The sequence below is a fragment of the Nonomuraea sp. NPDC049141 genome (assembly GCF_040648415.1).
In the GTDB taxonomy this organism is placed as follows: domain Bacteria; phylum Actinomycetota; class Actinomycetes; order Streptosporangiales; family Streptosporangiaceae; genus Nonomuraea.
Map to the genome: position 1 here is coordinate 77,257 of NZ_JBEZDR010000004.1, position 13,666 is coordinate 90,922.

15 protein-coding genes are annotated in these 13,666 nt (G+C 69.1%); 11 read left to right on the plus strand and 4 right to left on the minus strand.

The window, feature by feature from the left end; translation table 11 throughout:
* Window positions 1-151: 151 nt before the first annotated feature.
* From AB0B91_RS12610 to AB0B91_RS12625, 4 genes are all read left to right on the plus strand, one after another.
* Window positions 152-919: a DeoR/GlpR family DNA-binding transcription regulator gene (locus tag AB0B91_RS12610; protein WP_358318415.1), complete on the plus strand. Its 768-nt coding sequence runs from the start codon at window positions 152-154 to the stop codon at window positions 917-919.
* 185 nt (window positions 920-1,104) lie between these two features.
* The gene (locus AB0B91_RS12615) at window positions 1,105-2,397 is read left to right on the plus strand and encodes an extracellular solute-binding protein (RefSeq protein ID WP_358318416.1); all 1,293 of its coding nucleotides are present in this window, start codon (window positions 1,105-1,107) and stop codon (window positions 2,395-2,397) included.
* A 63-nt stretch (window positions 2,398-2,460) separates the two neighbouring features.
* Window positions 2,461-3,411: a sugar ABC transporter permease gene (locus AB0B91_RS12620; protein ID WP_214637806.1), complete on the plus strand. Its 951-nt coding sequence runs from the start codon at window positions 2,461-2,463 to the stop codon at window positions 3,409-3,411.
* Complete coding sequence (locus AB0B91_RS12625) at window positions 3,411-4,238, plus strand: carbohydrate ABC transporter permease (protein ID WP_358036416.1); 828 nt, start codon at window positions 3,411-3,413, stop codon at window positions 4,236-4,238. The genes AB0B91_RS12620 and AB0B91_RS12625 overlap by 1 nt, the downstream gene beginning before the upstream one ends.
* A 55-nt stretch (window positions 4,239-4,293) precedes the next feature.
* Here the strand turns inward: AB0B91_RS12625 and AB0B91_RS12630 are convergent, their stop codons facing one another.
* On the minus strand, window positions 4,294-4,683 hold the full coding sequence (locus tag AB0B91_RS12630; RefSeq protein WP_358318417.1) for a hypothetical protein: 390 nt from the start codon (window positions 4,681-4,683) through the stop codon (window positions 4,294-4,296).
* A gap of 136 nt (window positions 4,684-4,819) precedes the next feature.
* Window positions 4,820-6,589, minus strand: a complete 1,770-nt coding sequence (locus AB0B91_RS12635) for an AMP-dependent synthetase/ligase (RefSeq protein WP_358318418.1) — start codon at window positions 6,587-6,589, stop codon at window positions 4,820-4,822.
* Window positions 6,590-6,692: 103 nt separating this feature from the next.
* Between AB0B91_RS12635 and AB0B91_RS12640 the strand changes: the two genes are divergently transcribed.
* From AB0B91_RS12640 to AB0B91_RS12670, 7 genes are read left to right on the plus strand one after another with little or no spacing between them, the layout of a single operon-like run.
* Window positions 6,693-7,460 (plus strand): metallophosphoesterase, encoded by a 768-nt coding sequence (locus AB0B91_RS12640; RefSeq protein WP_358318419.1) that lies wholly within the window; start codon window positions 6,693-6,695, stop codon window positions 7,458-7,460.
* A gap of 21 nt (window positions 7,461-7,481) precedes the next feature.
* Complete coding sequence (locus tag AB0B91_RS12645; RefSeq protein ID WP_358318420.1) at window positions 7,482-7,919, plus strand: SRPBCC family protein; 438 nt, start codon at window positions 7,482-7,484, stop codon at window positions 7,917-7,919.
* A 1-nt stretch (window position 7,920) separates the two neighbouring features.
* Window positions 7,921-9,078: an ArsA family ATPase gene (locus AB0B91_RS12650; protein WP_358318421.1), complete on the plus strand. Its 1,158-nt coding sequence runs from the start codon at window positions 7,921-7,923 to the stop codon at window positions 9,076-9,078.
* Entirely contained in the window at window positions 9,071-9,481 is a 411-nt protein-coding gene (locus tag AB0B91_RS12655; protein ID WP_358318422.1) for a DUF5304 family protein, read from the plus strand. Before AB0B91_RS12650 ends, AB0B91_RS12655 begins: the two co-directional genes overlap by 8 nt.
* Window positions 9,482-9,496: 15 nt before the next feature.
* Window positions 9,497-10,429 (plus strand): ROK family glucokinase, encoded by a 933-nt coding sequence (locus AB0B91_RS12660; RefSeq protein WP_358318423.1) that lies wholly within the window; start codon window positions 9,497-9,499, stop codon window positions 10,427-10,429.
* 14 nt (window positions 10,430-10,443) lie between these two features.
* Window positions 10,444-11,136: an endonuclease/exonuclease/phosphatase family protein gene (locus AB0B91_RS12665; protein WP_358318424.1), complete on the plus strand. Its 693-nt coding sequence runs from the start codon at window positions 10,444-10,446 to the stop codon at window positions 11,134-11,136.
* 38 nt (window positions 11,137-11,174) lie between these two features.
* Window positions 11,175-12,308: a hypothetical protein gene (locus tag AB0B91_RS12670; RefSeq protein ID WP_358318425.1), complete on the plus strand. Its 1,134-nt coding sequence runs from the start codon at window positions 11,175-11,177 to the stop codon at window positions 12,306-12,308.
* Between the two features lie 21 nt (window positions 12,309-12,329).
* Here the strand turns inward: AB0B91_RS12670 and AB0B91_RS12675 are convergent, their stop codons facing one another.
* Window positions 12,330-12,791: a hypothetical protein gene (locus AB0B91_RS12675; RefSeq protein ID WP_358318426.1), complete on the minus strand. Its 462-nt coding sequence runs from the start codon at window positions 12,789-12,791 to the stop codon at window positions 12,330-12,332.
* Window positions 12,792-12,837: 46 nt separating this feature from the next.
* Window positions 12,838-13,596, minus strand: coding sequence for an alpha/beta fold hydrolase (locus AB0B91_RS12680; RefSeq protein ID WP_358318427.1), 759 nt, complete (start codon window positions 13,594-13,596; stop codon window positions 12,838-12,840).
* Window positions 13,597-13,666: the final 70 nt, after the last annotated feature.

A 13,666-nucleotide genomic window follows, 5' to 3' on the forward strand; every position in this document is an offset into this window, starting at 1 on the left:
AAGAGCACACTTATCCAGCTGTCAACGCACGATTTGATGTCGGCGTCCTCCTGAACCATCACAACCGAGCACGGGCCCTTGAACTCCGCAGGTGGCGTGTCATGATGCGTCCGAATGCCATGTCGGAAACTGTTGAGAACTGGGTGATGCGATGCTCGCCGTCCAGCGACAGCAGACAATTCTGGAGCTCGTACGCCTGAACGGCGCCGTCAAGGTGGTCGACCTGGTGCGCGAGTTCGGGGTCTCGGACATCACGATCCGCCGCGACCTGGAGCTGCTGGCCGAGCGGGGGCTGCTGGCCAAGGTGCACGGAGGCGCGACCGTCATCGGCGCGGGCTCGACCGATGAGCCGGGCTTCGCCGTCAAGTCGGTCCGGCAGGAGAACGAGAAGCTGGTCATCGCCCGCCGCGCGGCCGGGATGGTGCTGCCGGGCACCGCCGTGGCGCTCTCGGCCGGGACCACGACCTGGACGCTCGCCCAGCAGTTGGTGAACCTGCCCGGCCTGACCGTGGTGACCAACTCGGTGCGGATCGCCGACGTCTTCCAGCACGGGGGCCGGCCGGACCAGACGGTGGTGCTGACGGGTGGCGTACGCACGCCCTCGGACGCGCTCGTCGGCCCCGTGGCGGTGGCCGCGATCCGGCTGCTCAACGTGGACGTGCTGTTCCTGGGCGTGCACGGGATGACCACCCGGGCCGGCTTCACCACCCCGAACATGATGGAGGCCGAGACCGACCGCGCCCTGGTCGAGGCCGCGAGCAGCCTGGTCGTGCTGGCCGATCACACCAAGTGGGGGACCGTGGGCATCAGCACGATCGCCCGGCTCAGCGAGGCCGACATGGTGATCTCCGACGGCGGCCTGCCCGAGACGGCCAGGGCTGCGCTGGCCGAGCAGGCGGGCGAGCTGGTCATCGTTTGATCTCGCCCAGTGAGATACCAATCCGATCACATGGCATGCGTTGGGCTTGAGTGATCCTACCTTTCTGCGGCATCAGGCCTTATCTTGACAGGGCTTGGCTGTTACCCGTAGTAGTGGTCCTACCTATCGCACGCATCAGTTTTCGCGCCCCACCGAATGATCGGATGAGTGAGAAGGGTGGCACAGTGAACAAGCTGTTCGCGGCTGGGGCGATGACACTCGCCGTCGCTCTCGCACTGAGTGCCTGCTCAAGCAGTACGCCCAGTGGAGGCCAATTCTCGGCGCCGGCGTCCGGCGGCAAGCAGAAGGTCTCCTTCCTGGTATTTCCTTCGCCGAACCTGCCGGAGTCGTACTGGAAGGCCCAGGTCGATCTGGTGACCAAGGCCAACCCCGACCTGGAGGTCGAGCTGGTCGCCGCGCCCTCGGAGTCCGAGCGCAACGACTACGCCAAGCAGCTGGCCGCCTCGGGGCAGCTGCCCGACGTACAGATCGGCATGCAGGACCTGATCGCCCTGGAGCCGAGCCTGGCGACGTGGACGCCGGATGAGCTCAAGGACTTCCTCTGCCCGACCTGCGGCGCGGTCAACGGCAAGGTCCTCCAGTTGCCGACCAACACGCAGACGATCCCGAACGTCTACTACAGCAAGAAGCTGTTCCAGAAGGCCGGCATCGCCGAGCCGCCGAAGACCTACGCCGACCTGCTGGCCGACGCCGAGAAGCTGAAGGCCAAGGGCATCACCCCGTTCGTGTCCGGCGGCGTGTTCGTCACCTCCCAGCCGTGGACCGCCATCCTGGCCACGGACCTGTACGCCAAGACGCCCGACTGGATGACCAAGCGGCGCAACGGCGAGGTGAAGTTCGCGACCGACCCGGCCATGAAGGCCGCCACGCAGAAGTTCGCCGACCTGGCCGCCAAGGGCTACCTCGACAAGCGGCAGATCGGACAGGACTATCCCAAGACGCAGGAGGCGTTCCTCGGCGGCAAGGGCGCGATGTACCCGATGGGCAGCTGGTTCGCCGCCGCGGCCGACGCCTCGGACATGAAGGACGACATCGGGGTCTTCGCCTGGCCCGGCGACGACGGCAGCCTGCACATGCCGACGTTCACCGGCGGCGGGCTGTCCGTCAGCGCGACCGCCAAGAACATGGCCGCCGCCAAGAAGTTCGCGCTGGCCTTCCAGCTCACCAAGGCCAACCTGGACGCCTCGGTCAAGGCCGACGCGCTCTTCCCGGCGATCAAGGGCTACACGCCTCCGTCGGACACGGGCCCGGTGTTCAAGGCCGTCTACGACCTGTGGCAGAAGGCGCAGAACGAGAAGGCGACCGTCCCGGCGTTCAGCTGGGAGGCCGGGGACACGGCCATGCTGCCCGGCATGCAGGGCAAGTTCTGGTCCACGGCCCAGGACCTGGTCAGCGGCAAGAAGACGGTCGACCAGGCATTGTCCTTCCTCGACACCGAGTGGGAGAAGTCCGGCTGATCCGGCGGGGCGGGCCGCCGAGCGCGCCCGCCCCTTCACCCTGACTAGGAGGGGTCTGGCCTGATGGCCGCTGGCACCACCATCCACCATCACAAGTCCGGCCATGCGCAGGCCCGAGCGCGCCGGCGACGATCGGGCGGCAAACGGGCGGGGTTATGGCATTTCCTGTCCTTCGCGGCGCCGGGCACGCTCATCTACTTCTGCCTCGTCGTGCTGCCGATCACGCTCAGCTTCGGCTACAGCCTGACCGACCAGGCGCTGCTGCGGCCCAAGACGCACTTCGTCGGCCTGCGCAACTACGAGCTGCTCCTGCGGGACGACACGTTCCTGCAGTCGCTGCGGGTGACCACGATCCTCACGCTGATCGTCGTCATCGTGCCGAACGTCCTGGGTGTCGCCATCGCGGTGCTCCTCGACCGCCGCGGCTGGCTCTACAACGCGCTGCGCAGCGTGTTCTTCACCCCGATGGTGATCAGCTCCGTGGTCATCAGCGTCATCTGGACGCGCATCCTCGCCGACGACGGGCCGATCAACCAGGCGCTCAGGGCGCTGGGCGTCAGTGAGCCGCCGGGCTGGCTGTCCGACCCGGACATCGCGCTCTACTCGCTGTCGTCGATCGTCTGCTGGCAGATGCTCGGGTTCTGCGTGGTCGTCTATCTCGCCGGGCTCCAGGGCGTACCCCAGGAGCTGGCCGAGGCGGCGGCGATCGACGGCGCGGGGCCGGTGCGCAGATTCTGGAGCGTCACCTGGCCGCTGCTCGCCCCCGCGCTCACCATCAACACCGTGGTCCTGCTGATCTCCGCGTTCAAGATCTTCGACCACGTGAAGGTGATCACCAACGGCGGCCCTGGGACGGGGACCACCGCGAGCGTGGCGCTCGTCATCCTGAATGAGGGGTTCGTGGAGAACCGCACCGGTTACGCCTCGGCGGAGGCGGTCGTCATGCTGATCGTCATCGCGCTGCTGTGCGTGATCACGCTGCGCGTGCTGCAGCGCAGGGAGGTGCAGCTCTGATGCGCTCCACCGTGCCATGGCTGCGCCCGCTGGTCGCGCTGGTCGTCGGCGGGGTGTTCTTCATCCCTCTGTACATCGCGCTGATCAACGTCTTCAAGGAGAGCAGGCAGGTCGCCAGCGGGGCGATGTCGCTGCCGATCCCGCCCACCTTCGACAACCTGATCCGGGTGCTGACCAGCCCGGACAGCCTCTTCTGGTCGTCGCTGCGTACGAGCGTCCTGGTCACCTCGCTGTCGATCATCATCCTGACGCTGCTGTCGGCCATGCTCGGCCACTACCTGGCCCGGCAGAACACCTGGTGGTCCCGGGTCATCATGGTGCTGCTGCTGTGCGGGCTGATGATCCCGCCGCAGGTGATCCTGATCCCCATCACGCAGGTGCTCAAGGCGCTCGGGCTGATGTCGACGCTGCAGGGCCTCGTGCTCTTCAACGTCGGGTATTACGTGCCGTTCGGGGTCTTCGTCTTCTCCGGCTTCATGAAGGGTGTGCCCCGGGAGCTGGAGGAGGCCGCGGCCATCGACGGGGCCACGCGGTGGCAGACGTTCTGGAAGATCGTCTTCCCGCTGCTGCGGCCGGCGACGGCCAGCGTGCTGATCTTCCTCGGCGTGTGGATCTGGAACGACTTCCTCAACCCGCTGATCATCTACGGGCCGCGCGAGGGCACCACGATCATGACGGGGATCTACAAGTCGCTCGGGCAGTACGCGGCGGACTTCGGCGGCATGTTCGCGCTGATGTTCCTGGCCACGCTGCCGATCCTGGTGTTCTACCTGCTGCTGCAGAAACAGTTCGTCAAGGGGCTCACGGGGGGCGCGACGAAGGGCTGACGCCGCACAGCGAACAGCCCCCGGTCTGCGCTGCCGGGGGCCGTTCGGGTGGTGCTTAGTTGACGTCGAGCTTGCGCTGGATGGCGAGCAGGATGTGGGTCATCTCCGTCTGAGTCGACTGCATCTGGTCGACCGTGGTGCCCATCTGGTCGACCCTCCCGACCATCTGGTCGACCGTGGCGCCCATTTTGTCGACCTTGGCGCCCATCTGGTCGACCTTGGCACCCATCTGGTCGAACCTGGCGTCCATCTGGTCGAACTTGGCGTCGATCTGGGCGAACTTAGTGGTGACCTTGTCGTCCAGCCGCTTGACCCGGTCTGCGACGCCGTTGATGCGCTCCGTCAGATCCTGCGCCACCTCGACCTGGTCGGCGCGGATCTTGATCAGCTCGTTCTCGATGTCGAGGCCGAACTGAAGCGCGGAGTCCTTGATGCTCACTGTCATCTCCCCTACCTTCGAAGGTAGGGACCGGGGATGTAAAGGATCTCCGGTCCCGATTGCCTTCTCAGGCTAGCCCAGGGAAGTCAAGAGTGGCCAGTGAATGTGGCACAGCGTGTGGCGATTTCTATACCCAGCGTAGTCATTTATACAGAGCGTCCACATCCTCGGCGAAGTCCCGCATCACCACGCTGCGCTTGATCTTCAGGGTCGGCGTCAGATGGCCGCTGTCCTCGGTGATGTCCACCCCCAGCACCGCGAACTTCTTGATCTGCTCCGCCTTCGACACCGCCCGATTGGCTGTGTCTACGGCCTTCTGGACCTCCGCCAGGACGCGCGGATCCGCCCGCAGCTCACTCAGCGTGGCCGACGGCAGACCGTTGGCTGTCTTCCACTGGTCCAGCGCCTCCGGGTCCAAGGTGATCAGAGTCGCCACGAACGGCTGCCCGTCGCCGACGATCATGGCCTGGGAGATCAGCGGGTGCGCCCGGAGCGCGTCCTCCAGCGGGCCGGGGGCGACGTTCTTGCCCGCCGCCGTCACCAGGATCTCCTTCTTGCGGCCGGTGATGCGCAGGTAGCCGTCGGCGTCGAGTTCGCCCACGTCGCCCGTGTGGTACCAGCCATCGGCGTCGATCGCGTCGGCCGTCGCCTGGTCGTTGTGCCAGTAGCCGTGGAAGACGTGGCGGCCCTTGGCCAGGATCTCGCCGTCGTCGGCGATGCGGATCGACACGCCGGGCAGCGGCTTGCCGACCGTGCCGATCTTGTTGGCCCCCGGCATGTTGACCGAGCAGGGGGCCGAGGTCTCGGTCAGGCCGTAGCCCTCGAACACCTCGATGCCGACGCCCCTGAAGAAGTGGCCGAGCCGGTCGCCGAGCGCCGAGCCGCCGCACACCGCCGCCGACAGGCGGCCGCCCGTGGCCGTGCGGAGCTTGCCGTACACGAGCCGGTCGAACAGGGCGTGCCGCAGGCGCAGGCCCAGGCCCGCGCCGCCGGAGCTCTCGGCCTTGCTCCACGCGACGGCCGTGTCGACGGCGCGGGCGAAGATCGCGCCCTTGCCGCCCGCGATGGCCTTCTGCTCGGCGCCGTTGTAGACCTTCTCGAACACGCGGGGCACGCCGAGCAGGAACGTCGGCTGGAACTCGGCCAGGTCCGGGGCCACGTTCTTCATGTTCGGGGTGTGGGCCAGGATCGCGCCCGCCTCGATGATGGCGACCTGGATCATGCGGGCGAAGATGTGCGCGAGCGGCAGGAACAGCAGGGCGGCTGCCGTCCCCTGTCCGGTGAAGAGCTGCTCCAGGGGGCCGGCCACCACGTTGCGGGCGGTGAACAGCAGGTTGTCGTGCGTGATCTGGCAGCCCTTGGGCCGGCCGGTGGTGCCCGAGGTGTAGACGACCGTGGCCAGGTCGGCCGAGCCGACCCGGGCGCGCCGCTCCTCGAAGGCGGTGTCGTCCACCCCGGAACCGTCGAGCGTCTCATCCACGCGCCAGACGGGCTTCAGGCCGGGCGCGGCCTCGCGTACCGTCTCCTCGTGCGTGTCGAGCTCGACGAACACCGCCTTGGGCTCGCTGTCGGACAGGATCCACCTGACCTGCTCGACCGCCGACGTCTCGTAGATCGGCACGGTGACCGCGCCGACGGACCAGATCGCGTAGTCGATCAGCGTCCACTCGTAGCGGGTCCGCGACATCAGCGCGACCCGGTCGCCGTGCTCGACGCCCGCCGCGATCAGCCCCTTGGCCAGCTCGACCACCTGGTCGCGGAACTCGGCCGCGGTGACGGCCGGCCAGCCGCCGCCGGACTTGCGCCGCATGACGACCGCGCCGGGCTCCTGCTCGGCCCGCCTGAACACCGTGTCGGGCAGGCTCGCGGAGGCAGGTACGTCGACCAGCACCGGGACGCTGTACTCGCGCACGGATCAACTCCTCTTCGTGGACCGCCATGGCCGCTATCGCGTGGAATTACCCACGGGTAGGGGTGATTCTCACGCTAGCAGCCGCTCTCATAGGATTTCCCGCATGAGGGTCCATGTCATCAGCGACGTGCACGGCAGGGCCGACGCCCTGGCCCGCGCGGGCGCGGGCGCCGACGCGCTGATCTGCCTGGGGGACCTGATCCTCTTCATCGACTACGACGACCACGCGCAGGGCATCTTCCCCGACCTGTTCGGCGCCGAACGGGCCGCGGAGTTCATCCGGCTCCGTACGGCCAAGCGGTTCGACGAGGCCAGAGCCATGTCGGCGCGGCTGTGGTCCACCCTCGACGGCGACCCGCGCGAGCACATCGAACGCAACGTACGCGCCCAGTACGAGCAGCTCTTCGCGGCCATGCCCGAGCCCGCCTACCTCACCTACGGCAACGTCGACATCCCGCGCCTGTGGCCCGACTACCTCCAGGACGGCCACCAGGTGCTCGACGGTCAGAGCGTGGAGATCGGCGGCTGGCGGTTCGGCTTCGTCGGCGGCGGGCTCAAGACCGCCTACCGCACGCCGTACGAGATCAGCGACGAGGAGTTCGCCGCCAAGGTCGAGGCGGTCGGCGAGGTCGACGTGCTGTGCTGCCACATCCCGCCCGCGGTGCCCGAGCTGCTCTACGACGTGGTGGCCAGGCGCTTCGAGCGCGGCAGCGAGGCGACGCTGGCGGCGATCAAGCGGACGCAACCGCGCTACGCCCTCTTCGGGCACGTGCACCAGCCACTTCACCAGCGCACCCGGATCGGGCGCACCGAGTGTGTGAACGTGGGTCATTTCCGGGGAAAGGGGGTTCCGTTCATCCTCGAATGGTGACCAGACCGGTACGGTGGTCGCATGGCTGATCGCACCACTTCGAGCATCACCATCGGCGCGGACCGCGCCGCTGTGATGGCCGTCATCGCCGACTTCACGGCCTACCCCGAATGGGCCGGGCAGGTGAAGAACGCCGAGATACTGAGCACCGGGGCCGACGGCCGGCCGGAGACGGTGCGGTTCGTCCTGGACGCCGGAGTGATCAGCGACACCTACACCCTCGGCTACACCTGGCAGGACGACGAGAGCGTCCGCTGGAAGATCGTCGAGCCGGGCAAGATGGTCTCCGAGCTGGCGGGGAGTTATCTGCTGGCCGACACGGGCAATGGTACAGAAGTGACGTACGAGCTCGCCGCCGACCTCAAGGTCCCCATGCTCGGCATGATCAAGCGCAAGGCGGAGAAGGTCATCGTGGAGACCGCGCTCAAGGGCCTCAAGAAGCGCGTCGAAGGGCGCTGAAGTGAGCCCGCGGGTTCTGCTCTTCACCGGGAAGGGCGGCGTGGGCAAGACCACGGCCGCCGCGGCGACCGCCACGCTCGCCGCCAAGCGCGGGCTGAAGACGCTGATCGTGTCCACCGACACCGCCCACTCGCTGGCCGACGCGCTCGACGTCGAGCCGGGCGAGATCGCGCCGGGGCTGCACCTGCACCAGGTCGACACCCAGAAGACGCTGGAGCGCCACTGGGGCGAGCTGCAGGAGTACGCCAGAGGGGTGCTCACCGAGCTGGGCCTGGACGAGATCACCTCCGAGGAGATCACCATCCTGCCCGGCGCCGAGGAGATCATCGCGCTCCTGGAGCTGCGTGAGCACGCCCGCGAAGGACGCTGGGACGTCATCGTCGTCGACTGCGCGCCCACCGCCGAGACCCTGCGCCTGCTGGCCCTGCCCGAGGCGCTCGACTGGCACATGACCAGGCTGATGCCGGTCGGCCGCAAGATCATGAAGATCGTCTCGCCGTTCGTGCGCAGCGTCGCCCACGTCAGCGCGCCCGGCGAGGAGGTCATGAGCGCGGGGGAGCGACTCCACCGCGGCCTGCTGGAGGTACGCGAGCTGCTCACCGGCGAGCACGCCTCGGTGCGCCTCGTGCTGACACCGGAGTCGGTGGTGCTCGCCGAGGCCAGGCGCACCCTCACCTCGCTCAACCTGTACGGCTACCGCGTCGACGCGGTGATCGCCAACCGGGTCTTCCCCGCGGAGGGCGCCGACCAGTGGCGCGCCCAGTGGGTGGCGGCCCAGTCGAGACTGCTCGCCGAGGCCGAGGAGTCGTTCGCGCCGCTGCCCATCCACGTCGTGCCGTACCTACCGGCCGAGCCGGTCGGCAAGGACGCGCTGGCCGAGATGGGCGCGGCGATGTACGGCGAGGCGGATCCGTTCGCCGACCCCGGCGTCGAGCCGCCGCTGCGGCTGTCCGCCGACGAGCTGGCCCTGGCTCTGCCGGGCGCCGACCGGGCCGACGTGGACCTGGCCCGCAAGGGTGACGAGCTGATCATCACCGCCGGACCGTACCGGCGGATCCTGGCCCTGCCGGCAGCGCTGGCACGCAGGAGGATCAGCGGCGCGGCGCTCCGCGACGGCGTCCTCCGGGTACGGTTCACAGCAGGAGGGCCAGATGACTGAGCGCAACGACAGAGACCCGATCGGCACCGTCACGGACGAGGCACGCAAGCTGTTCGACACCATCCAGGGGCGGGCCACCCGCCAGGTCGGCAGGACCGTCCTCAACTCGTTCACCGGAGGCGGAAGCGGTGGCGGCAGCAGGGAAAAGGACGTGTGGAGCGAGGCGGTGTCCGAGCCCCACGAGGAGTACATCTGCCGCGCCTGCCCGGTCTGCCGGGCGATAGCGGCACAGCGGGAGTCCGGCAACGACGTCGCCGGGCACCTGGTGGCGGCCGGTGGCGAGCTGTTCGCCGCCTTCCGCCAGACGATCGACGCGCTGAGCAGGCCGGCCCCTCGCAGGCCGCGCGACGATCAGAGCGGCGATCAGCGCCGCGACAACGTAGAACACATTGATTTGGGATAGAGGGGATACAGGGGCATGCTCACGATCGGTGTGGACATCGGCGGCACGAAGGTCGCCGCGGGCGTGGTCGATGACGACGGCACGATCGTCGCCCAGGCGCTCAAGCCCACTCCGGCCGACCGGCCCGACCAGGTCGCCGCGACGGTGGCCGAGGTCGTGCGCGAGCTCGCCCAGGACAGGGAGATCGAGGCCGTCGGCGTGGGCGCGGCCGGATTCGTCGACGAGACCCGATCGATCGTACGGTTCGCCCCCAACCTCGCCTGGCGCGAGGAGCCGCTGCAGAAGAAGATCAGCGGGCTGATCGGGCTGCCGGTCGTCATCGAGAACGACGCCAACGCCATGGCCTGGGGCGAGGCGAAGTTCGGCGCGGGACGCGGCCAGTCGCACATCGTCTGCATCACGGTCGGCACCGGCATCGGAGGCGGCTTCGTCTTCGACGGCAAGCTGTTCAGGGGCCACTGGGGCATGGGAGCCGAGCTCGGCCACATGCAGGTGGTGCCCCACGGGCGACTGTGCGGGTGCGGTCAGATCGGCTGCTGGGAGCAGTACGCCAGCGGCAACGCCCTGGTCGCCGAGGCCAGGCACATCGCCGCCGTGCAGCCGCGGCGGGCCGAGATCCTGCTCGGCCTGGCGGGCGGCACGATCGAGGGCGAGGAGGTCACCGAGGCGGCCAAGCTGGGTGACGAGGCGTCCCTGCTCGCGTTCGACAGCATCGCCGACTGGCTCGGCCAGGGCATGGCCGACCTGGCCGCGGTCCTCGACCCGGGCTGCTTCATCGTGGGCGGCGGGGTCTCGCGCGCGGCCGAGTTCTTCCTCGACCGGACCCGCGAGACGTTCGCCCGCCGGCTCACGGGCAGGGGGCACCGGCCGCTCGCCGAGATCAGGCTGGCCGAGCTGGGCGCCTCAGCGGGACTCGTCGGCGCGGCCGACCTCGCCAGGCTGCGCTGACCGGTTCCCGCGCGATGCTCCGCGTGGCCACGTACAACGTCCGCGGGCTGCGTGACAGCGTGCCCGCGCTGATCCGCGTGATCGAGTCGATGCGCGCCGACGTCCTGTGCCTCCAGGAGGCGCCGCGCTTCCTCAACTGGCGCGGCCGGCGGCGCGAGCTGGCCCAGACGTGCGGCCTGCGGGTGGCGGCCGGAGGCAGGCTCGGCGGCGTGGCCGTGCTCGTCCGCCCCGGAATCGAGGTGCTGGCGGCCGAGCACCACGCGCTGAAGGTGTTCCTCGGCCTGGAGATCCGCGGGCTGGCCGTCGCGATCCTGCGCGTCGCGGGGGTGCCGCTGGCCGTCGGCTCGATCCACCTCGACCTCCACCGCGCGGCCAGGCTGCGGCACGCGTACGAGGCGATGACGCTGATGCGGCGGGCGGCGGGCGCGTACGGCGCCGCCATCGTGATCGGCGGCGACCTCAACGAGCAGGAGACCGAGCCCACCTGGCGTTATCTGGCCGGGCAACTGGCCGACTGCCATCCGGCCGCGCCCCGCGGCGACGGGCTGACCTTCCCGGCCCGGCAGCCGCGCGAGCGCATCGACGCGGTGTTCGCCGCGCGCTCTCTGACGGTCGTCTCATGCGGCGGCGCGGACGCCTCCGAGACCGACCTCGGGGCCGCCACCGACCACCTGCCGGTGCTCGCCGAGCTGCGAGTAGGACCCTAACGGAGCAGGGGTGGGTCGCGAACCCGTAGCATTTGCTCATGACCCGTCGCTTTCAGCGGCGTGCGCTCACCCTGATCTTGGCGACGTCCGTGGCCTTGTCGCAGGTCACGCCCGCCGCGCATGCCGATCCTCACCCCGCCACGCTTGAGGCGTGGCAGCAGTCGACGAGCGTCCGCCTGGACGCCGACGGCTCGCTCTCCGACGTGACCGCGCTCTCTTCGGGTGATGTCTGGGCCGTCGGACAGCAGGAGATCTGGGATGTGTGGAAGAACCGCGGCACGGTCCGCCACTGGAACGGCACCAGCTGGTCCGAGGTGACCCTGCGCGACGCCACCGGCGCCGGCAACCTGCGCGGCGTGGCCGCCACCTCGCCGTCCGACGTGTGGGCCGTGGGCGACGGCCACGACGGCCTGCCCTACCTCGCCCACGGCGACGCGGGCGGCTTCGACCGGGTCAGGGCGCAGGGGATGCGCGGGGGCGACTGGCTCGGCGGCATCGACGCCCGGCCGGGGCGGGTCGTGGCCGTCGGCAGCCGCGACAACTCCTGGCTCATCCTCACCGGCCAGGGCGGCGAGTGGACCACCCAGGAATCCCCCAGGGACGACGACGGAAAGGTCCTGGAGCCGGGCGCGCTCTACGGTGTGTCCAACGGGTTCGCCGTCGGCGACACCGGCCGGGCACCGCTGATCATGCACCTGTCGGGCAACACCTGGAAGCCCATGCGCGTGCCCGACCTCCCCGGCGGCTACCTGCGCGACATCCAGGTCGACGGCCCCAAACGGGCGCTGGCCGTGGGTGGCGTCTACCGCAGCGACGGCGAGGTGGACCCGCTCGTCCTGTCGTGGAACGGCAAGCGCTGGCAGCGGGAGCAGCTGCCCGTGACCGAGTCGCGTCTCTACGGCGTCACCGGCGACGGCAAGGGCCGCTTCTGGATCTCCGGTTTCGACCCGTCACGGGCCGCCGAGCCGTTCATGATGCGCTGCGAGAAGAGTGAGTGCGAGATCATCCGGGGCGACGCCGCGAAGGGCAAGGACAGTGTGCGGTTGCAGGCCGCCACCTACCTCGCGGGCAAGGGCACGGTCTGGGCGGTCGGCCATGCCGTGGACGCCCGTGAGCGCTACACCGACGTGGTGGAGTCGTTCGGGCCCAGGGACCCGTCGCTGAACTCCTAGCCGGCCTCCTGGAGGCCGGCCCTAAAGCACGGCGCCGTCGTCCCACCCGGAGTCGTTGGGCGGGCCGTCGCCCATCCGCACCACCAGCGCCACGAAGCCGCCGATGAACGCGGCCACGGCGGTGAAGAGCGCCCAGCCCTCCATCTGCCAGTTGGCCATCGCGGCGACCAGGAGATAGGCCGGGCCGCCGAACAGCGCCACCCAGGCCAGCTTGGTCGGCAGGTCGAGCTTGGGCAGGGGCGGCGGCACCGGTGGCTCGAAGCGCCCCTCACCGTCCTCGTCGAGGTCATCGTCCTCGTCGCCCTGCTCCGCCTCCAGGTCGGCGTCCTCGTCGGCCGCTGGTTTCACCACCCGGTGGGCGGGCTCGACCGGGACGTTCTCGCTGTCCGGCCATGGCTGGTGGGCCGAGTCGGGCTCGGCTGTGTCGTTGAAGGACGCGACGATCTGCCGCCAGACCTCGTCCTCGTCACTCTGGGGCGTCACCTAGATCGGCCTCTCCGCAGCGATCGCGACTTCCCCCTGGGTGCGATCAGTCCCTCTGCAAGGGTACCGAGGCATGTGTCCGGATGAAGTCGAGGCTACCGGCAAAGATCCTGTGGGCATCGTTGTCCAGCGTCGCAACATGGTAGCTATCGGTAAGCTCCTCGATCGTGGCCTGCGGTACGTTCTGGCGAATGATCGCCACACTTGTCGGTTTCACTACATGGTCCTCCGTGCTGTGGAAGACCAGCAGCGGCTGGGTCACCTTCACCAGGTCGCCCTGGACGAGCGACCACAGGCCGGGCAGCGAGGCGGCCGCCTTCACGGGCGTGCGCGCGTAGGCCAGCTCGGTCACGCCCGGCTTCTTGACGTCGTTCCCCACCCCCGGCACCGACGGCAGGAACCACTTGAGCACCGGCGCCAGCATCAGCAGCGGTGCGTCCCTGGTGATCGACGGGTTGACCACCACGACGCCCCTGATCGCCTCGCCGTGCACCTCGGCCAGCCGCAGCGCCAGGCAGCCGCCCAGCGACAGGCCCGCCACGAACACCTCCGCGCAGCGACCCTGGAGGTCCTCGAACGCCTTCTCCACCTCGGCGTACCAGTCCTCCCAGCGGGTACGGTTCATCTCCTGCCAGGTGGTGCCATGTCCGGGCAGGCGGGGGAGGGAGACGCTCACCCCGTGCCCGGCCAGATACTCGCCCCAGGGCCGCAGTGACTGCGGCGTGCCGGTGAAGCCGTGGCACAGCAGTACACCGACCTGACCTGCTTCATGGTGATAGGGCTCCGCGCCTGGCATGAGCGGCATAACAGCTCCTCGAAGGGATTTCATCCCGGAATTGCCCGATCGTCGCACGATCGAGGGGGATTGTGCGAGA